Here is a 25203-nt window from a genome sequence, read left to right as displayed (position 1 = left end):
GCCCGGTCGGTTAATGAATGATCCTATCGATATTGCATCTGCAAAACGGGAGGTCGTTATGATCCATCATGTTTGGGGGCTTCTCCATCATCCTGAACGAGAATGGCATAAGATCAGTGGCGAGCATGAAACGGTCACCCATCTTTATGCCCATCACGTTCTTTTGCTTGCTGCTATCCCCGTCGTCTGTGCGCTGATTGGAACCACTCAGGTTGGCTGGACCTATGGCGGCAGTGGCACCTATAAAGTATCTCTCTCAAACGGCATTGCGCTAGGCGTGGCTTTTTATGCACTGATACTGCTGGCCGTAGGCATTGTAGGTAGCGTGATCTATTGGATGGCCCGCGATATAGAGCAGCGTCCCAGTCGCCGCGACTGTCTTATCTTTGCGGGCTACATTGCGACCCCCATGTTTATATGCGGGATTTTTGCGCTGTATCCGGTTTTCTGGCTCTGTATGCTGGGTATGGTGATTGGGCTAGTGTATTCCGGCTACCTGCTCTACAAAGGGACGCCAAGTTTTCTAGGCATTAGCAATCAGCGTGGGTTTATTCTTTCAATCAAAACATTGGGGATTGGTGTCTTGGTGCTAGAAGCGCTGCTCGTCGTCACGGTGCTGCTGTGGAGCATGGGCACTGAGCACAGCGTCGTCTGGGATTTTTTTAGGTAAGGGTTCAGTCACGGGCTGTTATGAAACGGCGCTACGAAAACGCATCACCTGGCTGCCGTCGATAGGGTCAGCAAAAATATCGGCATAAACGCCAAACGTCTGACGTAAGCGATCAGGCGTTAGTACGTCTAGAGGTGGGCCGGTGTCGACCAGACGGCCACCCTCCATGACGCCTATTCGGTCGCACTCCATGGCGTGGTTAAGATCGTGAAGAGAAATAATCACCGTGATCGGTAGTTGCCTGACCAGCTCAAGAATCGAGAGCTGATGGCGAATGTCTAAATGGTTCGTCGGCTCATCAAGCAGCAGGATTTTAGGCTGCTGAGCCAACGCCCGACCAATATGCACGCGCTGGCGTTCCCCGCCTGACAGCGTATGCCAAAAACGGTCAGCCATATGGGCCATGTCCACATCCTTTAGCGCTTGCGCCACAATCAGCTCATCCTGGTTGGACCAGGGGCGCAGCGCAGACAGAAACGGCGTACGGCCAAGCGCCACTACATCGCGCACTTTGATGCGATCAGTGGTTTCCGCCTGCTGCTCCACTAACGTAACCGACTGGGCGATATCCCGCTGACGCATGGTGTTCATCGGCCGATCACCCAGCAGCACGCGACCTTGCTTCGGTTTGCGCAGCCCCGCGAGAAGCCGAAGCAAGGTGGTTTTACCCGAGCCGTTAGGACCAATTAGGCCAAAGGTTTGGCGAGGGGCTACCGACAGCGAAACGTCGGTCAGCAGCTGGCTGCCATGAACGCGCCAGGTGAGTTGTTCGGCCGTGATCTTCATCGTGTCCTCGTCCCGCGTATCAGGATAAGGGCAAAGGCCGGCGCGCCAATAAGCGATGTGATTACACCAATCGGCAGCACCTGTCCTGTGACCAAAATGCGTGACAGGATATCTGAAAAAATCAAAAACACAGCGCCCGCCAGCGCCGCGGCAGGTACCAGCCGCGTATGGCGGCTGCCGACAATAAAGCGCATGGCATGCGGAATCACCAGGCCTACAAAGCCGATGGCCCCCACCATAGACACCATGATCGCCGTCACCAGCGCCATCGTGGTAATCAATAGGCCACGCACCGGCCGCACGGCAATGCCCATGGAAGCCGCGCTATCGGTACCGAAGGTAAAGGCATCCAGGGCTCGCCGGTGCCATAGACAAATAATAAGGCCAAACAGCGCGGCGGGAACCGCCATCCACACATTGTCCCAGCGCACGCCGGAAAGGTTGCCCAGTAGCCAAAACATGATCCCACGGGCCTGCTCCGCGCTGGCTGATTTAGTAATAATGAAAGCGGTCAGGGCATTAAATAGCTGCGAGCCGGCAATGCCCGCTAAAATTATAGCCCCCGCCGCCTGAATGCCGCGCCCGCCGCCGGCGCCGCTGCTCGCGGCATGAGCAAGCAGTATCACCAACCCGAACGCCAATCCCGCACCTGCGAAAGCGCCAATTGAAAGCGTTATAACGCCCGCGCCAACGCCCGCCACGGCTACGGCGACCGCGCCGGTAGAAGCGCCGGCCGATATGCCCATCAGGTAGGGGTCGGCGAGAGGATTGCGCAGCAGGGCTTGCAGCACCACCCCCGCTAAGGCCAGACCCGTGCCGCAGCAGGCGGCGACAATGGCGCGGCTTAGCCGATAGTTCCAAATAATGCCGGCATCAATGCGATCAACGGCATAGTCAGCCCCGAACAGCTGGTTAGCCAGCACTTTGAAAATCGTATCAATAGGAATAGATGTCTCACCAATCGCGGTGCCCGCCATTAGCGCTATGAACAGCACCAGCGGCGTTAACCATAGCCAGCGCCACCCAAAGCCCTCCGCACATGATCGCTTGAGCGCGATAGGCATTAGTTAAACGACATGGTCGATAACGCCTGGGCAAGAGATTCAAGGCCATAAATGCTGCGCATCGTGGCGCTCATCGCATGTGCATCCATCTCCACGATGCGGCCGTTTTGCACGGCGTCCATTTCGCGAGTAACCGGGTCGCTTTGCAGAAGCTCAAGTTTGGTAGCCAGGTCATCGCCTGGGTAGCGGCGCCGGTCCATGCGTGCCACAACGATCACGTCAGGATTGGCCCGAGCAATCGATTCCCAGCCTACGGTCGGCCATTCTTCATTAGAGGTGACTACGTTTTGGATACCGAGTTGCTCCATCATATAGCCAGGCGCGCCCAGCTGGCCGGCAACGATAGGATCGGCCGCTAAATCGTAGGAGGAAAACCAAAACACGGCCGACAGGTCGTCGGGCAGCGCAAGGCTAGTCGCCAGTTCGATAGCGCGCGCCTCACGGGCCTGCAAATCGGCCACTAACGTAACGCCGGCGTTCTGTACGTCGAAAATAGCCGCCAGCTCGTGAATGCCTTTATAAATTGAGTCGGTTGAGAATGCCGCTACCCGGGTGCCATCACCGCCGGTAGCATTGTCTTTAGTATCGCAGTCGGCAGGCATGATGTAAGACGCGATGCCCAACTCATGAAACTGCTCGCGGGTAGCTACGCTGCCGGTAGGGCCGACGTGCCATTCGTATTGAGCCGCGACGAGATCAGGCCGCTTGTTCACTACAGATTCAAAGCTTGGATCGTTATCAGCAATACGCTCAATGCGGCTGTTGTCATCGCTGAACTCGGGCAATACTGGATTAAACCAGACCGACGTGCCGCTCACCTTATCGGCAAGCCCCAGGCGATAGAGTACCTCGGTCGCAGATTGGCCGACCGTTACCGTGCTTTCGGGGGCCGCATCAAACGTTACCTCTACACCGCAATTAGTCAGCGTGAGCGGATAAGCCGTGTTATCAGCAAAGGCTGCGTGGGCCGGTAGAAAAGCCAAAGCAATGCATAACGGGTGGGCAAGTTTCATGGGACGGAGTTCCAGATGCCGATTGAGGAAAGACTCGACAGACTGCCGAAGACGAGAGAATAAAGCACGCAAGGCCTTTGCGCTTGGCGACGTGCTGGCGTGATAGGCTGGCCTCTACCTAACGCCTTCCACTATACTGGGCGGTCATTGTAGTCACTTTCTTAACGTTTGGCTCTATCGTTATGTTCTTGTCTGGTATGAATAATTTTCACGCGTGAGGCGGTGTCCCTAGGCCGTTTAATGTATTAACTTGGCTCCTTTTGCCCATGGTGATGCCTGTGGTTGAGTTTCCCTTTACCGCCGTCGTCGGCCAGTCGTCGCTTAAAACAGCGCTGCTGCTAAATGTGATTAATCCGCGTATTGGCGGGGTGCTGATTAGCGGGCCACGCGGTAGCGCAAAATCGACCCTCGCGCGTGCGTTAGCGGCTATTTTGCCTGAGAGCGAGAAGCGCAAACCACCGTTTGTCACCTTGCCGCTTGGCGCCAGCGAAGACCGCCTAATCGGCAGCCTTGATCTGCAAAAAATACTCGCTGAGCGCGAAGCCACTTTCCATGAAGGGCTATTGGCCAAAGCCGATGGCGGGATTCTCTACGTCGATGAAGTGAATCTACTGGCCGATACGCTGGTCGATTTACTGCTTGATGTGGCGGCCAGCGGCATCAACATCGTCGAGCGCGATGGCATTAGCCATTCGCATCCGGCGCGCTTTAGCCTAATCGGCACCATGAACCCCGATGAAGGAGAGCTTCGCCCCCAGTTGCTTGATCGCTTTGGGCTGTGCCTTGAGCAGCCGCCTAACGTCAGTATTGACGCGCGCATTGCCATTGTGCAGCAGCGCGATGCCTTTGATCGCGATCCCGCTGGGTTTGTCGCAGGATTTGCCGCCGAGCAAGCTGCGCTCGTCAGCCGTATAGAGCAGGCGCGCCGGGGGCTGGCGACGGTAACGGCATCTGCCTGGGTATATGAGCACATCGCTAAGCGCTGCGAAGCGGCAGGCGTTGAAGGTATGCGCGCCGACGTCACCTGGCACCGCGTCGCCCAGGCCCACGCCGCTTGGCGCGGTGACACGACGATTAGCCAAGAAGATGTCGATAGCGTCGAGCCGTGGGTGCTGGCCCATCGGCGTACGCGCGCTGAAGACAAGTCGGCTGAGCCGCCAACTTCACCGCCGCCATCTTCACCCCCTTCATCTTCACCATCATCACCGCCCCCAGAATCGGGACAAGATCCCGGCAGCTCAGCGTCGTCAAGCAATACTAACGAGCGCCCAGCTTCACACGGGCAGTGGGGCGCCATGCCGCCCATAGCGCAGAACATGCTAGAACATCAGCCGCTCTCGCTGCCTGCATTATTAGCTCGGCCCACCGCGAAACACGCGTTTTCTAACGGCGGCACCCAAAAGGGCAGTGCGCTGGGGCAGGGCCGAGCCAATAAGCCGCCAGCGTCGGCGTTTCGCCCCGATTGGTTTGGCACTTTGATCGCTAATCGCGGTCAGTGGCCTTGGCGTCAGCTGCGCTATCGCAAGGCGCGAACCGGTCAGCCGCTGGTGCATTTGGTATTGCTTGATACCTCCGGCTCGACGCTCGGTAAGCGGCTTTTGGGTCAGACCAAAGGGTGGGTTGATAGCCTTACCCGCCAAGCTTATTCCGCTCGTGAGCAAATGGCGGTCGTCGGGTTTGGTAATGACACGCTGACGTGCCTACTGCCACGACAGCGTGCTCCCAAAAGTGTGCAAGCTTTATTGAATGCCACCGATGGCGGCGGCGGCACACCGCTACGCAAAGCGGTTGCCCACGCCGGTCAGTTGATTCGCCAGTGGCAGCGACGTGATCCTGGCTTACTTATCCGTACTTACCTAATGACCGATGGGCGTACTCGTGAATCTGTTGCGGGCCTGCCGCCGCTTGGCGACTGCGTGGTTATGGATGCCGAACAGTCCTTCGTCAAACGGGGCCAGGCAGCGCGTCTTGCCCAGCAGCTTGGCGCACTCTATTGGACACCGCCCACTCAGGAGCCAGCATGAGCGATAGCAGCCACCTAAACCGTATGCAGCGTAAGAAAGAAATGATCGACGAGCGAATCGCGCGTGCGTCTGAAGAGCGCGGTGTGTTGATTTTGCTAAAAGGAAACGGCAAAGGAAAAAGCAGCTCTGCTTTCGGCACGCTGGCGCGCTCGTTAGGCCACGGTCAAAAAGGCGCGGTCATTCAGTTCATTAAAGGCCGCCGCGAGACCGGTGAGTATCTGTTTTTTCGCGACCACCCTCAGCTTGACTGGCACATTATGGGCCAGGGCTTTACCTGGGAAACTCAGGATCGCGAGCGCGATATCGAAGCCGCCGAGGCCGCCTGGGAAATCGCCCGTGGACTGTTAGAAAATCCGGCCTACGACATTATCGTATTGGACGAAATGAGCTACATGTTCAAATACGGCTATTTAGACACGGCGCCCATTGTCGAGGCGCTTTTACGCCGACCCGCTCATCAAAACGTAATTATCACCGGCCGTACCATGGCGCTGCCGCTGCAGGAAATCGCCGATACCATCAGCACCGTACAGGATGAGCGCCACGCGTTTCGTAACGGTGTTAAAGCTCAGGCGGGGATCGAGTACTGATGACGACATCTTTGCCAAGCGCTAGCTGCCCGGCGCTATTTATCGCCGCACCATCTTCAGGTCAGGGTAAAACAACCGTGACGGCGGGGCTTGCACGCCTGCTGCGCAACCAGGGAAAAGTGGTCAGAGTATTTAAAACCGGCCCTGACTACCTGGACCCGCAAATATTGGCGCAAGCATCGGGCCAGCCTGTGGACCAGTTAGATCTGTGGATGGCCGGTGAGTCGTACTGCCGCCAGCGCTTTTATCAAGCGGCGGTGAGTGCCGATATTATTTTGGTGGAAGGTGCCATGGGCCTTTTCGATGGCGAGCCTTCCAGCGCTGATTTAGCTGCGCTGTTCGATTTGCCGCTGGTGATCGTGATGGACGTTAAAGGCATGGCACAAACGGCGGCTGCTCTGATGTCGGGCCTTGCAGGCTTTCGCGATGACCTTCACATCGCAGGCATGATCGCCAACGCCTGCGGCACGCAGCGCCATCGCGAGCTGATTGAGTCAGCGCTACCACCCTCAATTCCGCTACTGGCCGCAGTGCCGCGCGACGCCGCCTTAACGCTTCCCGAACGCCATTTGGGGCTAGTGCAGGCAGCCGAGATTCGTGACGATTTGGAAGCGCGCTTTGAAGCCGCCGCCAGCGCATTAGACGCCGCTGGGCTTGCGACGGCGCTGATGGAAATGGCGCCCGTTACGTTCACCGCTGCGCAAGATCATGCGCCGTCAGTGCCATCATCGCTGGCGGGCCAGACCATCGGCGTGGCTAAAGATGCGGCGTTTAGCTTTATCTATCAGGCGAATTTAGACTTGCTTGAGCAGATGGGCGCTAAGCTATGTTTTTTCTCGCCGCTGAGCGAGCGCCGTTTGCCTTCTTGTGATGCGCTTTGGCTACCCGGTGGTTATCCCGAGCTACATGCGTCTACGCTTGCTGAGAATGCCGGCATGCGCGAGGATATTCAGCGCTTTTATCGCGCAGGCAAGCCCATCCTTGCTGAGTGTGGCGGCATGCTCTACTGCATGGATACGCTGACCGACTACGACGAAAACACCCATACGATGCTGGGCCTGCTGCCAGGACAAGGCGCCATGCGCGGACGAAGAGGCTGCCAGGGGATGCAGACCGCCGAATTGCCGGAAGGCGCTCTTCGCGGGCATGCGCATCATCGCTCAATGGCGGATGGAACGCCCGAACCCATTGCCCACGGTCGCCGTCAGCGCCACCCCGCACCGGGCGAGCCGATTTATCGCCAGCGCCAGCTAACCGCATCGTATCTTCATTTTTTCTTTCCTAATAATCCTGCCGCGGTCGCAAGCCTGTTCAGCGGCTCAGCAGCGTCAGCGCAGCCTAGCGCCACAGAGGAATTTAACGTATGCAGCTAAATAAAATCCCCGCCACCGTCGTCACCGGTTTTCTCGGCAGCGGTAAAACGACGCTGCTGGCCAATATTCTGCGCCAGGTGACCGGCAAGCGCATTGCGGTGATCGTCAACGAATTTGGCGAGCAGGACATAGATTCAAGCCTGCTGCGCAGCTGTGCGCTGGGTTGTGAGGAGGGCGAGCAAGCTTCAACCGACGACGGCAGTATTTACGAGCTGGCTAATGGCTGTATCTGCTGCACGGTGGAAGAAGAATTTTTGCCGGTGATGAAAAAGCTGGTCGCGCGGCGTAATGATATCGACCATATTTTGATCGAGACCAGCGGGCTGGCGCTGCCCAAGCCGCTGGTGCAGGCATTTAACTGGCCTGAGGTGCGCAGCCACTGCACCGTAGATGCGATTATTACCGTCATCGATGGACCTGCCGTGGCCGCCGGCCGTTTTGCCAGCGACGAAGGTAAAGTGGCGGCCCAGCGTTTAGCTGACGAAAGCCTTGATCACGACCCGAGCCTGCGTGAACTGCTGGACGATCAGCTCAGCGCCGCGGATTTAGTCTTGGTCACCAAGACCGATCTTCTAAGTGAAGAGGAGAAGACCCGCGTGGAGGCGTTAGTAAAAGCGCGGGTGCCAGCGTCGGTCAAAATCCTGTTTATCGACCAAACGCTGACGACCGACACCGCTCAGCTAGAGGCATTAATGGGCATTGGCGCGGCCAGCGAAGAGAACATCGACCGGATTGCCAACCACCACGATAAACATCACGCCGAAGGCGCGCACCACGATCACGCCCACGACAATTTTGATTCTTGTGTGATAACGCTTGGCGAAGTCGATGCCGACGTTCTGGCAACCCAGCTTCAGCAGCTGCTAGAAACACAAGAAATCTATCGGACTAAAGGCTTTGCGGCGGTTCCCGGCAAGCCGATGCGCCGCGTAATTCAAGCGGTAGGCGAGCGGCTAGACGGCTACTTCGATAGGCTTTGGGGGCAGGATGAGCGCCGCCAAACCCAGCTGGTCATTATTGGTAAAGCGCTTAATCGCGACGACATTCAGGCGGCGCTATCCAGCGCTGAGCGCACGGTCAGCGCTTAATGCATCTTTTCGCTGCCAAGCCCGGGGGCTTTGTTGACGATGAAGGTATCGTCGACCTGCAACAAAGCCCCGCCGAGGTCGTCATTATGTCGGCGGCGGACAGTAACTTGTCGGCGCTGGCTCAGGCGGTTGACCGCCTGGGCGATGATTACCCGTCGGTGAGGCTGGCGAATTGGATGAATCTGGTAAAGCCTGCGGCCTTTGATCTTTATGAAGATCGCGTGCTTGAAAAAGCCAAACTGGTCATCGTTTCGGTGTTGGGCGGCAAGGGCTATTGGCCCTACGGCCATGAACGCTTGTTGGCCTGGGCTGCAGCGAACCCAGAGCGCCAGCTGATTATGGTGCCCGGCTGCGATGCACCGGACGATGCGCTACTGAACGATTCGAGCGTGAGCTTTGACGCTGCCTACCGCGTGTGGCGCTACCTGCGCGAAGGCGGCGTTGACAATGCAGAGCAGCTGCTGCGCTTTGTGGGCAGCGAGTGTTTAGCCCACGCTCATCCGTGGCAAGAGCCGAAGGTGATCCCCGCAGCGGTGATTTATGCGCCGCAGGCAGGCGGGCGCCAGGCGGTGAGCTTAAGTGAATGGCGTGATCAGCGTGTTGCTGAGCGGCCTGTTTGCTTGCTGCTGTTTTATCGCAGCCATCTGCAGGGCGGCAATACCGCCGTGCCCGACGGCATGATCGATGCGCTTAAAGCCCAGGGGCTTGAGCCGTTAGCCGTGGCGGTGGCATCGCTAAAAGAGGGGCCCTGTATCGCGTTTGCCAATCATCTTATTGAGCAAACCGGTGCCATGCTGGTGATCAATACCACCAGCTTTTCGGTCAACCGTAATACCGACGAGGTCGATGCCCTCAGCAGCGAGCAGGGCAGTGATGTGTCGGGCAGCCTGTTTGTCGGCAGCCCCGTGGTGCTTCAGGCCATGATGGCCAGCAGCACGGCCGAAGACTGGCAGGGAATGGCTGCCGGGCTGCATAGCCGCGACGTGGCGATGCAGATAGTGCTACCTGAAATGGACGGGCGCGTCATTACTCGCGCCGTTGGGTTTAAGGCCGAGGCACACTACAATGCCCGCAGCCAGCTGTCGGTCACGCATCACACGCTGCACCCTGAACGCGCGGCCTTTGTCGCCACGCTGGCACGTCGGTTTTGCGACCTGCGCCAAACGCCCAACGCTGAAAAGCGTGTCGCGCTGGTTATGGCGAACTACCCCAACCGCGATGGACGTATTGGCAATGGCGTGGGGCTAGACACACCCGCCTCAACGCTAAAACTCATAAACGCGCTGGCTTCCTCGGGCTACCCGGTAACCGATATCCCCGGCGATGGCGATGCGCTGATTCGCCTGCTGCAGGGTGCGGTTACCAATGATCACGAAAGCCTCGACCAGCGCGCTTGCTGGCAAAGTATTAGCATTGATGAGTATTTAAGCTGGTTTGAAACGCTGCCCGCCACGCTCCAAGAAACCGTGTGGGCACGCTGGGGCGCACCAACGGATGACCCCAAGTGTCGGCAGGGGCGGCTGATGATTTCCGGTGTTCGCCTGGGTGAAACGTTTGTCGGTATTCAGCCAGAGCGTGAGTTTTGTGAAGACCCGAACATTGACTTAACGCAGTCGTATCACGATATGCAGCTGGTACCGCCGCATAGCTACTTGGCGTTCTATCTTTGGCTTCGCGAGCACTATCACGTTGATGCCGTGGTGCACGTGGGCAAGCACGGCAATTTAGAATGGCTACCGGGCAAAAGCACGGCGCTAAGTGCCGACTGCTGGCCGGATATCGCGCTGGGGCCGCTGCCGCATTTCTATCCGTTTATCGTCAACGACCCCGGCGAAGGTGCCCAGGCTAAGCGTAGAAGCCAAGCGGTGATTATTGATCACCTAATGCCGCCCCTGGCGCGAGCTGAGCTGTACGGGCCGATGGCCGAACTTGAAGCGCTGTGTGATGAGTATTATCAGGCGCTGGATATGGACCCCCGGCGCGAAGCGCTGATTCGTGAGCAGATTTTGAGCCACCTGCGTGCAACCGGTATCGATCAGGAACTTGCCCGCGCTGTTGATAGCAGCTGTGACAGCGAGATTCTCAATGAGCTGGATACCTTCCTTTGCGATATTAAAGAGTCGCAGATACGCCACGGCCTGCATATTCTGGGCACGCTGCCACCTCAGGAGAAGCTGGCGGGTACGCTGGTAGCGCTATTGAGGCTGCCCCGTGGCGAGGCGGCTGCTCAGCGCGGCCTGCTGCATAATCTGGCCGATGACCTTGAGCTATCCGAAGTTTCCCCCTTTGATCCGCTTGCAGCCAGCAGTGAACCCTGGAACGGCCCGCGCCCGGCCATATTGGCCAGCCAGCTTACCGATGCTTGGCGAACCGGTGCGGATACCCGTGAGCGGCTGGAGCTATTGGCCGAGCAGTTTATTAGCAACTACGTGCTCGCCCAGGGCTGCCTTGCTGAACTCGCCCAAGCTTACCCCGCGACCGCGCAGCAGCTGCGCTATGCCCGCGAACATCTGTGGGTCGCTATGCAGCGCGGCGTGAAAATGGAGATTCAGTCGCTATTGGATGGGCTGGATGGCCTGTTCGTGCCCGCTGGGCCGAGCGGCGCCCCCAGCCGAGGGCGGCTGGACACGCTGCCAACCGGGCGTAATTTCTTTAGCGTGGATAACCGTTCGATTCCTTCACCGGCAGCCTGGACGCTGGGGCAGAAATCGGCACAGGCGTTTGTCGAGCGCTATCTGCAGGATAACGGCGACTATCCGCGCCGCCTGGGCCTGTCGATTTGGGGCACCGCCACCATGCGCACCGGCGGCGATGACATTGCTCAGGCTTTTGCGCTGATGGGCGTGCGGCCTAAATGGTCGCTGGGCTCGCAGCGAGTGTTCGATTTTGAAGTGATTCCGTCGATGCTGCTGAACCGCCCGCGCGTCGACGTCACCTTGCGTGTGTCCGGCTTTTTCCGCGATGCCTTTCCTAACGTCATTCGGCTGTTCGATGCCGCGGTGCAAGCCGTTGCCGAGTATCAGGAGCCGGGCGACAGCAATACCATTCGAACGGCCGTGCTCGGCCAGCAGCGCACGCTTGAAGCTCAAGGAATGTCTTCTGAAAGCGCCGCTCAACAGGCCCGCTATCGTATTTTTGGCAGCAAGCCCGGTGAATACGGCGCCGGCCTTAACTGGCTAATCGAAAGCCGCGCCTGGAACAATGCTGACGATTTGGCCGCGGCGTACCTAGGCGCAGGCGCCTACGCCTATGGGCAGTTTAAAGAGTCGGGCGTTGGTGCACGCAAGGCGTTTGAACAGCAGCTCAAAGGGCTGGACGCGGTGATGCAAAACCAGGATAACCGCGAGCACGATATTCTTGATTCCAACAGCTACTACGCTTTTCAAGGCGGCATGGCCAATGCCACTCGTGCGCTAAGCGGCCATGCGCCGACCATTTATCACGCTGATCACGCTAACCCGGCCGCCCCCAAGATTCGCACGCTGAAAGAAGAGCTTGCCCGCGTTATTCGCTCGCGTGTGCTGAACCCTAAATGGATAAATGCGATGCGCGAGCACGGTTACAAAGGCGCGTTTGAAATGGCCGCCACCGTGGACTATCTGTTTGCCTACGACGCCACCACTGATTTAGTTGCGGACTATCAGTACGCCCAGATCAGCGAGGCCTTCGTGCTTGACCCGGCCAGCCAGCAGTTTTTGCGTGAGCATAATCCTGCTGCGCTTGAAGAAATGGCCGAACGGCTGCTTGAAGCGGCCCAGCGCGGTATGTGGCAAGACCCAGGCGAGCAGGGGCAGGCGCTGCAAGACCTGCTGCTGGAAATAGATGAAGCCAAAGAGACCGGTCGCTATGGCCATTAACACGCGCGCAGAGGCGCTCAGCCCGCGTATTAAAGGCTGGTGCCCCGGCGCGTGGCAGCCTATGCAAACCGGCGATGGTCTGCTGGTAAGAGTTCGCCCGCCCATGGGCGAGCTTTCACGTGCCCAGGTGCTGGCCCTGTGTGACGCGGCAGATACGTTTGGTAACGGCTTAATAGAGCTCACCAGCCGAGCCAATATCCAGCTGCGCGGAGTAACCGACGCTAGCTGGCCTGCGCTCATGAGCTTTCTGGTCGAAAACACCCTGGTGGATGCCAATCCGGAGGCCGAGCGCCTGCCGCCCATCATGCTGGCCCCCGGATGGCAAATAGGCGATGACACGCATACCGGCGCACGGTTGTTGCAAGCTAAGCGCGATGCGCTTGCCATCATGCCAGGCAAGGTCGGCATTGCAATTGATGCGGGAGACGCCCCGGTACTGAGCGACGCTGCGGCAGATTTTCGCATTGAGCGCTCTGAATCGGGAGGTTTGATGGCGCGCGCGGAGGGGCATCAGCGTGGCACGCCAGTGGGCTCGATTGAGGCCGCCGTAGAGCACCTGATTCGCCTAACGCATTGGTTTGTGGAAAGCGGCGGAAACCAGGCCGGGCGGATGCGCCGACATCAGGTAGCGCTGCCCCAATGGGCGCCCGCCAGCGTGCGCCCGGCGCAGCCAGCGGCAAGCCTCACGCTTGGCAAACAGCCCTTTGGGATAGTCTATGGGCTGCCGTTTGGCCGTGCGCCGGCCAGCGCCTGGCGCGCAGCCGTGACGCCGGCGTCAGTGACTCACGTGCGCGTCACGCCCTGGCGGCGTTTGGTGGTCAAGCAGGCGCTGGCTGACGGCGAGGCCTTGCCCGCGGTAGAGGGATTGATCAGCGATAGCAGTGACTCGCGACTATTGATGGATGCCTGCCCCGGCGCGCCTTATTGCGCACAGGCAAGCGTCGCCACGCAGCCATTGGCCGAGCGATTGAGTGGGATGGTGGAAACATCTCTTCACGTGTCGGGCTGCGCCAAGGGCTGTGCCCGCCAACAGGCTGCAGCGGTCTGTTTAGTGGGCCATGCTGGAAAATTTAATCTTATCGTCAACGGCCGTGCCGACAGCACGCCGGTTCAGACAGGCCTCAGTCATGCTGAGGTAATTGCATATCTGGAGAATTTGGGTGCCCTATAAGTACGAAACAAGCGGACCGGCGATTTACCGGGAATCTTTTGCGATTATCCGACGCGAAGCAGAACTAAGCCGCTTTTCGCCAGAAGAAGAGCCGGTAGCGGTTCGTATGATTCACGCCGCCGGGCTGGTCGAGCTTGCCGCGCATATTCATTTTCAAAACGATGCGGTTAACCGCGCACGCTCAGCATTAGAGCAGGGCGCGCCGATACTCTGCGATGCGCATATGGTCGCGGAAGGCATTACTCGCAAGCGCTTGCCGGCTAACAACGAGGTTATCTGCACCCTGCGCGATGAACGCGTGCCGGGCATGGCTCAACAGATGGCCAATACCCGCTCAGCGGCAGCGCTTGAACTTTGGCGCCCGCATCTTGAAGGCGCCGTTGTAGCGATTGGCAATGCACCCACCGCGCTGTTTCATCTTTTAAATATGCTCGAAGATCCTAGCTGCCCGCGCCCGGCGGCGGTGATCGGTTGCCCGGTCGGGTTTGTGGGAGCGGCGGAATCCAAGCAGGCGCTGTGGGAGAATTTTGCGATTCCTAGCTGTATCGTGCGCGGCCGACTAGGTGGCAGCGCGGTGACGGTCGCAGCCCTCAATGCGCTGGCGGATCGTAGCGAATGACCCAAGGAACCCGAACGATCCAGGGAAGCGTTGTGGGCGTTGGCCTGGGGCCAGGAAGTCAGGATTTAATGAGCGTGCGGGCCGATCGGTTGATTCGCCAGGCCACGCACATTGCCTATTTTCGTAAGAAGGGCCGTAAAGGCCATGCGCGCAGCATCGTTGAAGGCCTGCTGGCGCCGGATGTTATTGAGCTGCCCATGGAATATCCGGTGACCACGGAAATTCCGGTGGATGACCCGCGCTATAACGCCTTGCTGTCGTCTTTTTATGAGCAGAGCGTTGCCCAGCTGATTGAGATGGCCAACGCCGGTTGCGACGTCGTGGTGCTCTGCGAAGGCGATCCGTTCTTCTACGGCTCGTTTATGCACCTCTACACGCGGCTACTTAACCGGGTCTCGGTTTCCGTAGTGCCGGGGATTACCGGTATGTCGGCGGCCTGGACCGCTACCGGGCAGCCGATCACCTGGGGCGATGACATTCTGACCGTGCTCATGGCAACGCTCCCTGAGCATACGCTGGCGGAGCGGATTGCTCAGACCGATGCGCTGGTCGTCATGAAAATCGGCCGCAACCTTAACAAGCTGCGACGGGCGCTGGTAACGGCTGGCCGTGAACATCAGGCGTGGCTAATCGAGTACGCGGCGATGGCGCAGCAGCGCGTGCTGCCGCTAAGCGATCTTGATCTGCTAGCTGAAGGAACTGAGAACGTGCCGTATTTCTCGATTGTGCTGATACACGGCAACGGCAGGCGCCCATGAGCGGATGGCTAAAAATTGTTGGCTTAGGGCCGGGGGCGGCGAGGATGATCACGCCCGAGGTCTCGGCCGCGCTGTTAGAGGCATCGGATGTGGTGGGCTATGTGCCCTACGTTAATCGGGTCGCGCCACGTGAAGGGCTTATTCGCCATGGTTCAGATAATCGCGAAGAGATTAATCGTGCTGAACAGGCGCTGCAGCTGGCGTTTGAGGGGCATCGCGTTGCGGTGGTTTCTTCCGGCGACCCGGGTGTGTTTGCCATGGCATCCGCCGTGTTTGAGGCGCTGGAGGCAGGCGACCCACGCTGGCGCTCAATAGATATTCAGGTATTGCCGGGCATTTCCGCCATGCTGGCAGCCAGCGCACGGGCAGGCGCGCCGCTCGGCCATGATTTTTGCTGTATTAATTTATCCGACAACCTTAAGCCCTGGTCGCTGATTGAAAAGCGTCTGCGTCTCTCAGCAGAGGCCGATTTCGCCATGGCGTTTTACAACCCGCGTTCTCAGGCTCGGCCGATAGGGTTTGAGCGTACGTTGAAGGTATTGCGTGAGGTGTGTGAACCGGAGCGTTTGATCATCTTCGCCCGAGCGGTTTCCACGCCCGATGAGTCGATTCGCGTGACGACCCTGGCCGAAGCAACGCCAGAAATGGCCGATATGCGCACGCTGGTGATTGTCGGCTCTAGTCAAACGCGCCGAATTGAGCGAATGAAAAGCTCAGGCGCGGATGAGCACAAGGCTCCGCTGGTGTATACCCCAAGGTCAGTATGCTGAGGCGTTAATCCACGCAAGCACGTCATCGACACAATGAACTTCACGACGCGCTGGCAGCATTGGCCGTTCGATCATTATCACAGGCACCTTCAGGCGACGCGCAGCCGCAAGCTTAGCCTCGGCGCCTTCGCCACCAGAATTCTTGCAAACTATACGCTCGATACGCTGCGTTTTTAGCAGCGCTAAATCGCCATCAAGGGTGAACGGGCCTCTGTCTAGCGTGGTGGTAAAATGAGTTAACGGCGGCGTTTCAGTTGGCGGGTCAATCAGACGCAGCACGTAGTGATGCTGGGGCTGTGCGCTGAACGCTTTCAGATGTAGACGACCAATCGCCAGCAGCACGCGCTGGGGTGGGCCGTCCAACGCGGCCACGGCGTCATCAATGCTCGCCACTGGCTGCCATTGGTCGCCTTGCTTAGGCTGCCAAGCCGGGCGGGTCAATGCCAGCAGCGCCACTCCGCTTTGCGCCGCGGCACTCAGCGCGTTGCGGCTCATTTGGGCAGCGAAAGGGTGGGTGGCATCGACGACATGGGTAATGCCCGCGTGCTTAATAAACGCGATAAGGCCATCCACTCCGCCAAAGCCCCCAACGCGGGTAGGCAGCGGCTGGGGCTTTGGCGCACTGACGCGACCTGCGTAGCTAAAGATGGCCGGAAGCCCACGTTCGGCAACCGCGCAGGCCAGCGCGCTGGCTTCGCTCGTTCCGCCAAGAATCAGGACGTTTATCATGGCTGAGATTAACAATACTCCCTGGCTGACAGTTTTAGGCTGGGGGGAGAGTGGCACAGAGGGATTGACGGCGGCAAGCCGTCAGCAGCTGGCGGATGCCGAGGTAGTATTCGGTGCGCGCCGCCACTTGCGCCTTTTGCCGCCACTAAAAGCGGCGATTCGCGAGTGGCCGGTGCCGTTTGCCGACGGTATTGCCGAGCTGCTGAACGAGCGAGGCCGTCGAGTCGTGATGCTGGTGTCCGGTGATCCGTTTTGGTTTGGTGCCGGGACAAGTTTGGCGCGTCATCTGCTTGCCAGCGAATGGACGGCCATTCCTTCGCCCTCAACGTTTAGCCTAGCGGCCTCGCATTTGGCGTGGCCGTTAGAGCGCTGCTCCTGTCTGGGCCTACATGCCAAGCCGCTGACCCGCATTCGTCCTTATCTGCATGCCGGCAGGCGATTGCTGGTGCTGGTAAGAAACGCCGATGCGGTGGCCGAACTGGCCTCGCTTGTCGTGCGGTTTGGCTTTGCGGAGTCTCAGCTAACCCTGCTTGAATCGTTAGGCGGTGATAACCAGCGAATCCGCACGCTGAGCATGAGCGAGACGCTGCCACTGGATATCACTCATCCGGTAGCACTGGGCATTCTTGTGGCCGGTGACGGCCCGTCTATGCCGCTCACGCCCGGCCTTGCCGACAGCTTTTTTGACCACGATGGGCAAATCACCAAGCAGCCTGTGCGCGCCATCACGCTGGCAGCGCTGGCCCCTAAACCCGGCGAGCGGCTGTGGGATATCGGCACCGGCTCAGGCTCCATCGCCATTGAATGGCTGCTAGCTCACCCTGACAACCAGGCCATTGGCTTTGAACACAATGCCGAGCGGGCCGCGCGGGCGCGCAGCAATGCCCAGTATCTTGGCGTTGACTGGCTAGAGTTAAAAGAAGGCGATGTGCTTGAAGCACTGGCGAATGCGCCGCTGCCGCAGGCGGTGTTTATCGGCGGCGGGCTTTCTCAAACGCTTTTAGAACAGTTATGGCAGCGCCTGCCAGCGGGCGTGCGGGTGGTCGTCAATGCCGTTACGTTGGAATCAGAAGCGCTGCTCGCGCACTGGCATCAGGCGGTGGGTGGCGATCTTTATCGCCTTGAACTGGCCATTGCCGCGCCTATCGGCCAGCGCCGGGGCTGGAAAGCCAGCTACCCGATTGTGCAGTGGCGGGTGGTGCGTTGAAAGGGCGGGCAATGCAGAAGGTACGCCGATGAGCACTACGCCGATGCTCATAGCCGGGTTTGGTTTTCGCCGAGAGGCAACGCTGGCATCGCTAGAACAGGCGCTTGAGCAGCTTTGCCAGCAATATGGCGATATCGACCGGTTGGCCGTTACCCACGCGATGTGCCCGCTGGTGGAAAGCCTCGGCCGCCAGCATTGCCTTGAGGTTATCGTGGTGGCAGACGAAGACTTAACCAGCATGGCGACGCTTACCCGCTCAGCTTACAGCCAGCAGGCAAAGGGCACCGGCAGCGTGGCGGAAGCCGTTGCGCTTTTAGCCGCGGGCCGCGGTGCCCAGCTGCTGGGGCCGCGAATCATTTCAGCCGACAGAAAAGCCACGGCCGCGGTGGCAAAGGCACGGGCAACAGGAGTTACTTCATGACGGTTCATTTTATTGGCGCAGGCCCCGGCGCACCGGACCTGCTCACCCTGCGCGGGCGTGACTTAATCGCGGCCTGCCCGGTATGCCTTTACGCAGGGTCACTCGTGCCCGAGCAGATTCTTGAACACTGCCCTAAAGGCGCGCGCATCGTTAATACAGCGCCGCTGTCGCTGGATGAAATTCTTGATGAAATTCAAGCCGCCCACGCTGAGGGTCAGGATATCGCCCGGCTTCACTCCGGCGATGTGTCGGTGTGGTCGGCAATGGGCGAGCAGCTTCGCCGCCTGCGTGCGCTGGATATTCCCTACAGCGTCACCCCCGGCGTGCCTTCATTTGCAGCGGCGGCGGCAACGCTGGGCCAAGAGCTAACATTGCCAGGAGTGGCGCAATCATTAGTGCTAACACGCACGCCGGGCCGCGCCAGCGCAATGCCCAGCAGTGAAAGCCTCGCTAACTTTGCTAATACCGGCGCTACGCTGGCTATTCACCTTTCCGTGCATAATCTGGCGCAGGTAGTGAGTGATTTGACGCCGTTTTACGGCCCGCAGTGCCCGGTCGCTATCGTTTGGCGGGCGAGCTGGCCCGATGAGCGAGTGGTGCGAGGCCGTCTTTCCAGCATTGGAGCGTTAGCCGCAGGCGCGCTGCAGCGCACGGCGCTGATTCTGGTGGGGCCGGTGCTGGAAAACGACGATTTTCAGGAAAGCAGCCTTTACGCGGTAGGTTACGACCGCCGCTTTCGGCCGCAGTCTGCGGATTCACCGTTTGCGGGCAGCGTGGATGATGACGAGGGCCGCGCATGATCACGCTTTCACTAATTGGTATCGGTACTGGCAACCCTGATCACGTTACCTTAGCCGCGGTGCGTGCGCTTAACAGCGCCAATGTGGTTCTGCTGCCGCGCAAGGGCGAGGCAAAATCAGATCTGCTCGACTTGCGTCGGTTGCTGTGCGAACAGCTGCTTGATAGCGCTACTCAAACCAACATCGTGGAGTTTGATTTACCCGTCCGCGATGCGCAGCGCCACTACCTAAGCGCGGTAGACGAGTGGCATAGCGCCATTGCGCGGGTGTGGGCACAGCTTATGGATAAGCATCTACCCAACGGCGGCCGGGTGGGCATGTTGGTGTGGGGCGATCCTTCGCTTTATGACAGCAGCCTGCGTATTGCCCAGCGCTTGACCGATAGTGGCCGCGCCGTTGAGGTCAAGGTAGTGCCCGGCATCACCAGCCTGCAAGTGCTCACCGCCGAGCACAAAATTCCCCTCAACGCGCTCGCCGAGCCAGTTCAAATAACCACCGGCCGCCGCCTACGCGAACGCGGCTGGCCAAGCGATGCCGCCACCGTTGCCGTCATGCTCGACAGCGGCGGGGCGTTCACCACGCTTCCGCAAGAAGATACTTACATCTGGTGGGGCGCTTACCTGGGGATGGACAAGCAATGCTTGATCAAAGGCCCGCTAAGCGAAGTAAACGATGAGATTATTGAGCGCCGCGCCGCGCTGCGTGAAGCACATGGCTGGATTATGGATATCTATCTGCTGGCCAAACACCCGCTACTGTAACGCCGGTATTAAGTTGGAATGTTTTTCCATAAAATGGCTCTACGAGTTACCTGATAGTCAGCATTCAAGGAGCAAGCCATGAGCTTTTACGTTTACCTATCCGGCGAGATCCACACCGAATGGCGCGATGAAATCCAGCGTGGCGCTGAAGCCGCAGGCTTGGATATCGTCTTCACCGCCCCGGTCACCGACCACGACGCCAGTGACGCCGCAGGCGATCACCTGGGCGAGCAGAGCAATCAGTTTTGGCGCGACCACCAGTCGTCTAAAGTCAACGCTATACGTACTCGCACTTTGATTGAGCAAAGCGATTTAGTCGTGGTGCGTTTTGGCGACAAGTACAAGCAGTGGAACGCCGCCTTTGATGCAGGCTACTGTGCAGCCCTCGCCAAGCCCTACATCACGCTACACAGCGATGACATCGTTCACCCGCTGAAAGAGGTGGATGCCGGTGCGCAAGCCTGGTGTACTACTACTGAGCAAGTAGTGGAAACCCTCAAGTACGTGCTGAAAGCTTAAATCCAAAGCACCTCCCACAAACCTAGCCACTGCACTAGTGGTGTTGAACAAGTGTTGCGGGAGGGCTTCAGCGCGCGAAGACTCCGGCATAGAAGTAATTTAGCTACTCCGTAGCGCGGCGTAATGCTTGGCGAGGAACGAGCCAAAGGCATCCGCGACGGCAGCGCCAGCTGTCCAAAGTCTGACCTGCTCAATATTTCTAAAAAGCCACGTGACCTAAGCCAATTTTATGAATAGAGTATGATTAGATCCGCAAAACGAGCGGAAGCGCCAATTTTTGATATGCAGCCTAGTTAAAATTAATTAATATTAAAATCATGTGATTATGTGGAAAAGACAAGGCTGTATTTGCTAAGTAGACATGCCGTCGTGTTCATCCAATCATAAGATGCGCTGTCTAATACCTGTTATGTGTTTTTAAAGTATGAGGTTCCAATATGCCAAATAATACAGATGTAAGACTTGCGTTGTACCTTGAGGATTGGAACTATGAAACAGGAAATAAACGAAATTTAAGAAGAACCGCTGTTCGGGCCATGCCAACAGAATATACTGAGCAAATGCAAGGTAATATATTTTGTCCTGAATGTTGTGCTCCATTATTTAGATCTCCGCATGATAAACCTTTTAACTCTAGAGGAGTTGCTGCGTTTTTTGCTCATTCCAGATCTTTCTCACCTGAATGTAGCTTAAGAGTTAGTAGAGCAGAAGGCAGAACTTTTCTTAATGAAGAATTAGCAAGACAAGCTATTGAAGATGAAGAACTTGTTGTCATAAGTTCTTTCTTAACTGACAGACCTGCTTCGGAAAATGGAGAACAACGAGTTTATAATGGAGATCATGTTGAAGATAGTAATGGTCAAACAACAGAGGTAGCTATTGGGAGGCATAATGGTGAATCTTTTAATCTTCCAAGTCGAATAACAACAATTAGAGGTATATGCCGAAATTTTGATCGCAACTTTTATAAATATTATACGTTGCCTGGAAAAAATAATGCTGTTCAATTGAAAGATTTACTTGTCGATATATCAACAGTTACAGAGATAAATGATACACCAAGGCTATATTATGGCAGGATTTTAAATTCGTTTAACTGTGGCTCTACACCTCAGAATATTAGGCAAACTATGTTTGAGTATAATCGAAACTCTGAATATACGGACTTCTGTATTAAAGCAACAGATCAGCAATCTAGTGAGCACGGTATTACTGATGACTCAAAAGGGAAGGTTGTACTGATATACGGTACAGTTGAAGTAAGTGGTATCGGTTTGTGTATTAGAAATTTAGGGTGGGGAGAGTTCGGGGTTTTACCGGAGCAATATAATTACCTATTAGAGTAATCAACACATAACAAAGCGTTTAAATCGGACATTAAAACCGTGCGCCATTTTTGCAAAAACAGAAAGAGCGCAAAAATATCGCCCAATTTTACTGTCGCTTAACGCGGCGTTAGGCTGTAGAAAAACCCCACTTATGGCTACGTTTTGGTAGGATCGAGAAAACAAACGAGGAGTGGTCAGCATGCCGCGCTTCAAGGCTTATAACTACGATCAGAACGCCATGGTGGTGATCAACTACCAGGATCAGCTTCAGCCAGGCACCTTTGAACACGCTGCGCACTATCTGATCGAGCACAAGCCCGACTTGTCCGTTTTCCATCCCAAGTACCGCAACGATGCGACCGGTCGGCTGGCCTGTGATCCGACTATCTTGTCGAAGATCATCTTGTTTGCTTACTCAAAAGGCATTACCTCCAGCCGTGAAATGCAGTGGAGCTGCGAGACCAATATTATTTCCAAAGCCCTTTCCTGCGATACCGTGCCTCACTTCACCATTAAAAACTGGGAAACTAAACTAGCGTAGCAGGGGGATAGATGGCCAGAGACTGGGTGTTGCTACAGCCTCGTTATGCGATCTTTGAATTAACTAGAAAACTTCGCTATGAGAGCCAATTCGAGCAAGTTGCAGGGTACTATTATCAATTCGGTAGATTAAAACGAGATCTGGCTTGATGTGGCAATCTCTAAAGCCGAGCCAATTTCCACTCAGAGGATGGTCAACATTTTTTAGCGAGAGTGATTCGCCGCGCTGAAGCTTGGAGATGATATCCCCAACTTCCAAAATTTCAGGAATCGGCATTTTAGCAATTTTTTTGAAATCTTTTTTAAATTGAGCTGAATATTCAAGGACAAGCATTGACTACTTTGCCTTCAGTTAAGTCATTTAACATGTTATCAAGAGACTTGCTTCGCTGGCCTTTACCTTCTACTAGTTCCTGAATTGCAGCCGCCGTTGTTTCATTTGGTTGGCGTGCTTTAAGCTCAAAAGGTATACCGCCATGATTTATAACGGCACGCGCAAAAAGCTTGAGTGCCTGAGATGGACTTAGCCCGAGGTCATCACAGATGTTGGTAAATGCGACTTTTGTGTCATGATCTATGCGTGTGCTAAGCATTTCGCTTTTCATGATAACCACTCCAGAGTGTGTTGCAATGTCATACATTGTAGCACTTAGTTGAATCATCGCATAACACTCCGCGTTATCCACGGTTTTCGGCTGCTGCGACGTTCGCACGCATACGCTGGGCGTTATACACAGGCAAGCGACCAATACCATTTTCAAAGTGCTGCAGTTATTTTATAAATTCAGTATTCTATAAACCCAGGTTATTCAAGGCGATCCATCGATATTATGGCTAGAAAAACATTAGGTTTGAAGGCGAAAAAACAGATAGACGCTAAGCCTGCCGACGAAGTGGAAGATCAATTCTCTAATGATCCCGAACAGCGGTTTTTAAATGGCGTCGCTATTCATCCTTCCCCGCGTATTTATTTAGCGCCTGGCTCTCAAGAGCGTACTGTGCGGGCGATGGATTTAATTACGCCCATAGGGATGGGGCAGCGTGGGTTGATTGTTGCACCGCCGGGCTCTGGCAAAACGACGATGCTAAAACATATCTGTCAGGCCGTTGCTGAGGCTCATCCTGACATAAAGCTGTATGCCTTGCTGATTGATGAGCGCCCTGAAGAAGTGACCGATTTTAAGCGCAGTGTGTCGGCAGAGGTTCATGCATCGTCTTCAGACGAAACCTACACACACCATGTGCGTATGGCAGATAAACTCCTTGAAACGGCGCGTAAGCAAGCGGGGGAGGGGCATGATGTGATGATTGTGATTGACTCACTTACGCGACTCTCGCGCGTTCATAATGCCGAGCAGCGGGGCAATGGCCGTACGATGTCGGGTGGGCTGGATTCCCGCGCGATGGAAATACCCCGCAAGCTGTTTGGCGCCGCGAGAAAGATCGAAAACGGCGGGTCGCTCACGATTCTGGCTACCGTGCTGGTAGATACCGGAAGCCGTATGGATCAGGTGATTTTCGAGGAGTTCAAGGGCACGGGCAACATGGAACTCGTGTTATCTCGCGACGTGGCCAATCAACGGATTTTCCCTGCGATAAATATTGCCAAAAGCAGTACCCGTCGTGAAGAGCTTTTGATTGATGAAAAAGATATTGAAAAAGTACGCACATTGCGCAGAGGTTTGACAGCACTTAAGCCAGTAGAAGGCGCGCAGAAGTTGCTTGCATTATTGGAGAAATATCCGACTAATGCGGAACTACTAGATGCGTTTACATCCGACTAGCGAAGCTCACCTTTTGATCGCTTGAGAGGTGAGCTTCCTGGTTACGTATTAGCGGTTACTTCTTTTTATAATTCAAGTTTGAAGCGGGCACGGCCTTCTTAACCGGGAAGCCTTCGACTTCCTTGCGCTCGATGATTGCGTTTAATCGCCTTTCAATGGCACACAAATTCTTGAAGTCACTGATATCGACCAAAGATATAGCTTCACCCGAGGCGCCCGCACGACCGGTTCGGCCAATGCGGTGGATGTAATCTTCTGGCTGGAACGGTAAATCGTAATTCACCACGCGGCTCAGTTCGTCAATATCCAGACCACGAGCGGCCACTCCGGTGGCAATCAAGTACTTGAGTTCGCCGGATTTGAACTGAGCCAAGACCTGCTCGCGCATGGCCTGGCTTCTGCCGCCGTGAATGGAGTCCGCGATGATGCCGCGTTTTTCCAGTTGCGCCACCAGCTTGGCGGCATTGTGTTTTTTCTCGACAAAGATAAGCGCCTGATCCCACTTGTTCTCGGTGATCAAGTGACTCAACAGTGCGGACTTGGTGTCCTTATCTACCGTGATGAGCCATTGCTTGATATTGGCGGCGGCGCGAACGTTGGGCGTAATGGAGATATCCGCCGCCAGGTCGGTCATTTTGCTATCTGAAAAGCCGTAGGCCAGCGCCCGAACGTCGCCAGTCATGGTGGCCGAAAACAGCAAGTTCTGACGATTTTCAGGCAGGCGGTCGATGATTTTTTTGATGTCATCGACAAAACCCATGTCGACCATTCTGTCCGCCTCGTCCAACACCATGACTTTTAGCTCATCAAAGTGCAGCGCCCGCTGATGCGCCAAATCCAGCAATCGGCCCGGCGTGGCAACCAGAATATCCACGCCAGCGATTAGGCGCTCTTTTTGAGCTTCGGTGTCTACACCGCCATACATCGCCATAGACGTTAAGTGCGTGTGTTTAGCGTATTGAGCCACATTGGCTTCAACCTGAACCGCTAACTCACGGGTCGGCACAAGAATCAGCGCACGTATGCGTTTGCCGCGTAACGTTCCCGCGTTACTGAATCGTTCTAGCAGAGGCAGAACAAAGGCAGCGGTTTTGCCTGTTCCCGTTTGTGCGGTGGCGATTAAGTCTTGACCCGAAAGAATGACAGGAATCGCCTGTTCCTGGATGGGCGTTGGCGCTTTGTATCCGAGTTCGGTAATCGCTTGAACAAGCGGACTGGATAAGCCTAGTTTTGCAAATGACATAAGGAGCTCTGACAGATTGTCGTAAGGTGTGTCGAAAATAAAAGATGATGCAGTATAGCGTGGGCGTGCGGTTATTAGGCGTTTATAA

The 25203-nt window shown here is 56.4% G+C and carries 24 protein-coding genes and 1 pseudogene; 18 read left to right on the top strand and 7 right to left on the bottom strand.

The window, feature by feature from the left end; all coding sequences use genetic code 11:
• The first annotated feature begins 58 nt into the window (after positions 1–58).
• Positions 59–670, top strand: a complete 612-nt coding sequence (locus KUO20_RS09410) for a Yip1 family protein (RefSeq protein WP_235039624.1) — start codon at positions 59–61, stop codon at positions 668–670.
• Between the two features lie 18 nt (positions 671–688).
• Here KUO20_RS09410 and KUO20_RS09405 read toward each other — a convergent pair whose 3' ends face one another.
• The 3 genes from KUO20_RS09405 to KUO20_RS09395 are packed head-to-tail and all read right to left on the bottom strand — an operon-like array spanning position 689 to position 3533.
• Positions 689–1456, bottom strand: a complete 768-nt coding sequence (locus KUO20_RS09405) for an ABC transporter ATP-binding protein (protein ID WP_235039623.1) — start codon at positions 1454–1456, stop codon at positions 689–691.
• Positions 1453–2520 (bottom strand): FecCD family ABC transporter permease, encoded by a 1068-nt coding sequence (locus KUO20_RS09400; RefSeq protein WP_235039622.1) that lies wholly within the window; start codon positions 2518–2520, stop codon positions 1453–1455. Before KUO20_RS09400 ends, KUO20_RS09405 begins: the two co-directional genes overlap by 4 nt.
• Positions 2520–3533: an ABC transporter substrate-binding protein gene (locus KUO20_RS09395; RefSeq protein ID WP_235039621.1), complete on the bottom strand. Its 1014-nt coding sequence runs from the start codon at positions 3531–3533 to the stop codon at positions 2520–2522. Before KUO20_RS09395 ends, KUO20_RS09400 begins: the two co-directional genes overlap by 1 nt.
• 272 nt (positions 3534–3805) lie before the next feature.
• Here KUO20_RS09395 and KUO20_RS09390 point away from each other — a divergent pair, with 272 nt between their 5' ends.
• Genes KUO20_RS09390 through cobJ form a run of 9 tightly spaced genes read left to right on the top strand, consistent with a single transcriptional unit; the run spans position 3806 to position 15783 of the window.
• Entirely contained in the window at positions 3806–5557 is a 1752-nt protein-coding gene (locus KUO20_RS09390; RefSeq protein WP_235042457.1) for an AAA family ATPase, read from the top strand.
• Positions 5554–6147 carry a cob(I)yrinic acid a,c-diamide adenosyltransferase gene (gene cobO, locus KUO20_RS09385; RefSeq protein ID WP_235039620.1) on the top strand — a complete coding sequence of 198 codons (594 nt, stop codon included), beginning with the start codon at positions 5554–5556 and terminating at the stop codon, positions 6145–6147. Before KUO20_RS09390 ends, cobO begins: the two co-directional genes overlap by 4 nt.
• Positions 6147–7520, top strand: coding sequence for a cobyrinic acid a,c-diamide synthase CobB (locus KUO20_RS09380; RefSeq protein WP_235039619.1), 1374 nt, complete (start codon positions 6147–6149; stop codon positions 7518–7520). The genes cobO and KUO20_RS09380 overlap by 1 nt, the downstream gene beginning before the upstream one ends.
• A complete protein-coding gene (cobW, locus tag KUO20_RS09375; protein WP_235039618.1) occupies positions 7511–8608 on the top strand; it encodes a cobalamin biosynthesis protein CobW in 1098 nt (365 codons plus the stop codon). Before KUO20_RS09380 ends, cobW begins: the two co-directional genes overlap by 10 nt.
• On the top strand, positions 8608–12465 hold the full coding sequence (gene cobN, locus KUO20_RS09370; protein ID WP_235039617.1) for a cobaltochelatase subunit CobN: 3858 nt from the start codon (positions 8608–8610) through the stop codon (positions 12463–12465). Before cobW ends, cobN begins: the two co-directional genes overlap by 1 nt.
• Positions 12455–13636: a cobalamin biosynthesis protein CobG gene (locus tag KUO20_RS09365; RefSeq protein WP_235039616.1), complete on the top strand. Its 1182-nt coding sequence runs from the start codon at positions 12455–12457 to the stop codon at positions 13634–13636. The genes cobN and KUO20_RS09365 overlap by 11 nt, the downstream gene beginning before the upstream one ends.
• Positions 13626–14255 (top strand): precorrin-8X methylmutase, encoded by a 630-nt coding sequence (locus KUO20_RS09360; protein ID WP_235039615.1) that lies wholly within the window; start codon positions 13626–13628, stop codon positions 14253–14255. The genes KUO20_RS09365 and KUO20_RS09360 overlap by 11 nt, the downstream gene beginning before the upstream one ends.
• A complete protein-coding gene (locus KUO20_RS09355; protein WP_235039614.1) occupies positions 14252–15013 on the top strand; it encodes a precorrin-2 C(20)-methyltransferase in 762 nt (253 codons plus the stop codon). The genes KUO20_RS09360 and KUO20_RS09355 overlap by 4 nt, the downstream gene beginning before the upstream one ends.
• Entirely contained in the window at positions 15010–15783 is a 774-nt protein-coding gene (gene cobJ / locus KUO20_RS09350) for a precorrin-3B C(17)-methyltransferase (RefSeq protein WP_235039613.1), read from the top strand. Before KUO20_RS09355 ends, cobJ begins: the two co-directional genes overlap by 4 nt.
• On the opposite strand, the gene KUO20_RS09345 is transcribed toward cobJ, so the two are convergent.
• On the bottom strand, positions 15772–16512 hold the full coding sequence (locus KUO20_RS09345) for a cobalt-precorrin-6A reductase (protein ID WP_235039612.1): 741 nt from the start codon (positions 16510–16512) through the stop codon (positions 15772–15774). The genes cobJ and KUO20_RS09345 overlap by 12 nt on opposite strands.
• Between KUO20_RS09345 and cbiE the strand changes: the two genes are divergently transcribed.
• From cbiE to KUO20_RS09310, 7 genes and pseudogenes are all read left to right on the top strand, one after another.
• Positions 16511–17719: a precorrin-6y C5,15-methyltransferase (decarboxylating) subunit CbiE gene (cbiE, locus tag KUO20_RS09340; RefSeq protein ID WP_235039611.1), complete on the top strand. Its 1209-nt coding sequence runs from the start codon at positions 16511–16513 to the stop codon at positions 17717–17719. The two genes, KUO20_RS09345 and cbiE, sit on opposite strands and share 2 nt — an antisense overlap.
• Before the next feature lie 28 nt (positions 17720–17747).
• A complete protein-coding gene (locus KUO20_RS09335; RefSeq protein ID WP_235039610.1) occupies positions 17748–18140 on the top strand; it encodes a cobalamin biosynthesis protein in 393 nt (130 codons plus the stop codon).
• Positions 18137–18940 (top strand): precorrin-4 C(11)-methyltransferase, encoded by an 804-nt coding sequence (cobM, locus tag KUO20_RS09330; protein ID WP_235039609.1) that lies wholly within the window; start codon positions 18137–18139, stop codon positions 18938–18940. Before KUO20_RS09335 ends, cobM begins: the two co-directional genes overlap by 4 nt.
• A complete protein-coding gene (gene cobF, locus KUO20_RS09325) occupies positions 18937–19701 on the top strand; it encodes a precorrin-6A synthase (deacetylating) (RefSeq protein WP_235039608.1) in 765 nt (254 codons plus the stop codon). The genes cobM and cobF overlap by 4 nt, the downstream gene beginning before the upstream one ends.
• 78 nt (positions 19702–19779) lie before the next feature.
• On the top strand, positions 19780–20220 hold the full coding sequence (locus tag KUO20_RS09320; protein WP_235039607.1) for a YtoQ family protein: 441 nt from the start codon (positions 19780–19782) through the stop codon (positions 20218–20220).
• A 437-nt stretch (positions 20221–20657) separates the two neighbouring features.
• Positions 20658–21566, top strand: coding sequence for a hypothetical protein (locus tag KUO20_RS09315; protein ID WP_235039606.1), 909 nt, complete (start codon positions 20658–20660; stop codon positions 21564–21566).
• 181 nt (positions 21567–21747) lie between these two features.
• Positions 21748–22059, top strand: a pseudogene (locus KUO20_RS09310) (transposase); the annotation flags it as partial.
• Positions 22060–22152: 93 nt separating this feature from the next.
• Here the strand turns inward: KUO20_RS09310 and KUO20_RS09305 are convergent.
• Positions 22153–22422 (bottom strand): type II toxin-antitoxin system RelE/ParE family toxin, encoded by a 270-nt coding sequence (locus tag KUO20_RS09305; protein WP_235039604.1) that lies wholly within the window; start codon positions 22420–22422, stop codon positions 22153–22155.
• Positions 22409–22750 carry a type II toxin-antitoxin system RelB/DinJ family antitoxin gene (locus tag KUO20_RS09300; RefSeq protein ID WP_235039603.1) on the bottom strand — a complete coding sequence of 114 codons (342 nt, stop codon included), beginning with the start codon at positions 22748–22750 and terminating at the stop codon, positions 22409–22411. The genes KUO20_RS09305 and KUO20_RS09300 overlap by 14 nt, the downstream gene beginning before the upstream one ends.
• Positions 22751–22918: 168 nt before the next feature.
• Here KUO20_RS09300 and rho point away from each other — a divergent pair, with 168 nt between their 5' ends.
• Entirely contained in the window at positions 22919–23872 is a 954-nt protein-coding gene (gene rho / locus KUO20_RS09295; RefSeq protein WP_235039602.1) for a transcription termination factor Rho, read from the top strand.
• Between the two features lie 55 nt (positions 23873–23927).
• On the opposite strand, the gene KUO20_RS09290 is transcribed toward rho, so the two are convergent.
• Positions 23928–25115 carry a DEAD/DEAH box helicase gene (locus tag KUO20_RS09290; RefSeq protein WP_235039601.1) on the bottom strand — a complete coding sequence of 396 codons (1188 nt, stop codon included), beginning with the start codon at positions 25113–25115 and terminating at the stop codon, positions 23928–23930.
• Positions 25116–25203 lie beyond the last annotated feature (88 nt).

Source organism: Vreelandella profundi, assembly GCF_019722725.1.
In the GTDB taxonomy this organism is placed as follows: domain Bacteria; phylum Pseudomonadota; class Gammaproteobacteria; order Pseudomonadales; family Halomonadaceae; genus Vreelandella; species Vreelandella profundi.
This window is presented reverse-complemented; position numbering and strand designations above follow the sequence as displayed.

What these genes read in the sequence shown, in the direction of transcription:
- KUO20_RS09410 (WP_235039624.1), top strand. Translation starts at nt 59, where the DNA reads ATGATCCATCATGTTTGGGGGCTTCTCCATCATCCTGAACGAGAATGG.
- KUO20_RS09405 (WP_235039623.1), bottom strand. Translation starts at nt 1,456, where the DNA reads ATGAAGATCACGGCCGAACAACTCACCTGGCGCGTTCATGGCAGCCAG.
- KUO20_RS09400 (WP_235039622.1), bottom strand. Translation starts at nt 2,520, where the DNA reads ATGCCTATCGCGCTCAAGCGATCATGTGCGGAGGGCTTTGGGTGGCGC.
- KUO20_RS09395 (WP_235039621.1), bottom strand. Translation starts at nt 3,533, where the DNA reads ATGAAACTTGCCCACCCGTTATGCATTGCTTTGGCTTTTCTACCGGCC.
- KUO20_RS09390 (WP_235042457.1), top strand. Translation starts at nt 3,806, where the DNA reads ATGCCTGTGGTTGAGTTTCCCTTTACCGCCGTCGTCGGCCAGTCGTCG.
- cobO (WP_235039620.1), top strand. Translation starts at nt 5,554, where the DNA reads ATGAGCGATAGCAGCCACCTAAACCGTATGCAGCGTAAGAAAGAAATG.
- KUO20_RS09380 (WP_235039619.1), top strand. Translation starts at nt 6,147, where the DNA reads ATGACGACATCTTTGCCAAGCGCTAGCTGCCCGGCGCTATTTATCGCC.
- cobW (WP_235039618.1), top strand. Translation starts at nt 7,511, where the DNA reads ATGCAGCTAAATAAAATCCCCGCCACCGTCGTCACCGGTTTTCTCGGC.
- cobN (WP_235039617.1), top strand. Translation starts at nt 8,608, where the DNA reads ATGCATCTTTTCGCTGCCAAGCCCGGGGGCTTTGTTGACGATGAAGGT.
- KUO20_RS09365 (WP_235039616.1), top strand. Translation starts at nt 12,455, where the DNA reads ATGGCCATTAACACGCGCGCAGAGGCGCTCAGCCCGCGTATTAAAGGC.
- KUO20_RS09355 (WP_235039614.1), top strand. Translation starts at nt 14,252, where the DNA reads ATGACCCAAGGAACCCGAACGATCCAGGGAAGCGTTGTGGGCGTTGGC.
- cobJ (WP_235039613.1), top strand. Translation starts at nt 15,010, where the DNA reads ATGAGCGGATGGCTAAAAATTGTTGGCTTAGGGCCGGGGGCGGCGAGG.
- cbiE (WP_235039611.1), top strand. Translation starts at nt 16,511, where the DNA reads ATGGCTGAGATTAACAATACTCCCTGGCTGACAGTTTTAGGCTGGGGG.
- KUO20_RS09345 (WP_235039612.1), bottom strand. Translation starts at nt 16,512, where the DNA reads ATGATAAACGTCCTGATTCTTGGCGGAACGAGCGAAGCCAGCGCGCTG.
- KUO20_RS09335 (WP_235039610.1), top strand. Translation starts at nt 17,748, where the DNA reads ATGAGCACTACGCCGATGCTCATAGCCGGGTTTGGTTTTCGCCGAGAG.
- cobM (WP_235039609.1), top strand. Translation starts at nt 18,137, where the DNA reads ATGACGGTTCATTTTATTGGCGCAGGCCCCGGCGCACCGGACCTGCTC.
- cobF (WP_235039608.1), top strand. Translation starts at nt 18,937, where the DNA reads ATGATCACGCTTTCACTAATTGGTATCGGTACTGGCAACCCTGATCAC.
- KUO20_RS09320 (WP_235039607.1), top strand. Translation starts at nt 19,780, where the DNA reads ATGAGCTTTTACGTTTACCTATCCGGCGAGATCCACACCGAATGGCGC.
- KUO20_RS09315 (WP_235039606.1), top strand. Translation starts at nt 20,658, where the DNA reads ATGCCAAATAATACAGATGTAAGACTTGCGTTGTACCTTGAGGATTGG.
- KUO20_RS09305 (WP_235039604.1), bottom strand. Translation starts at nt 22,422, where the DNA reads ATGCTTGTCCTTGAATATTCAGCTCAATTTAAAAAAGATTTCAAAAAA.
- KUO20_RS09300 (WP_235039603.1), bottom strand. Translation starts at nt 22,750, where the DNA reads ATGATTCAACTAAGTGCTACAATGTATGACATTGCAACACACTCTGGA.
- rho (WP_235039602.1), top strand. Translation starts at nt 22,919, where the DNA reads ATGGCTAGAAAAACATTAGGTTTGAAGGCGAAAAAACAGATAGACGCT.
- KUO20_RS09290 (WP_235039601.1), bottom strand. Translation starts at nt 25,115, where the DNA reads ATGTCATTTGCAAAACTAGGCTTATCCAGTCCGCTTGTTCAAGCGATT.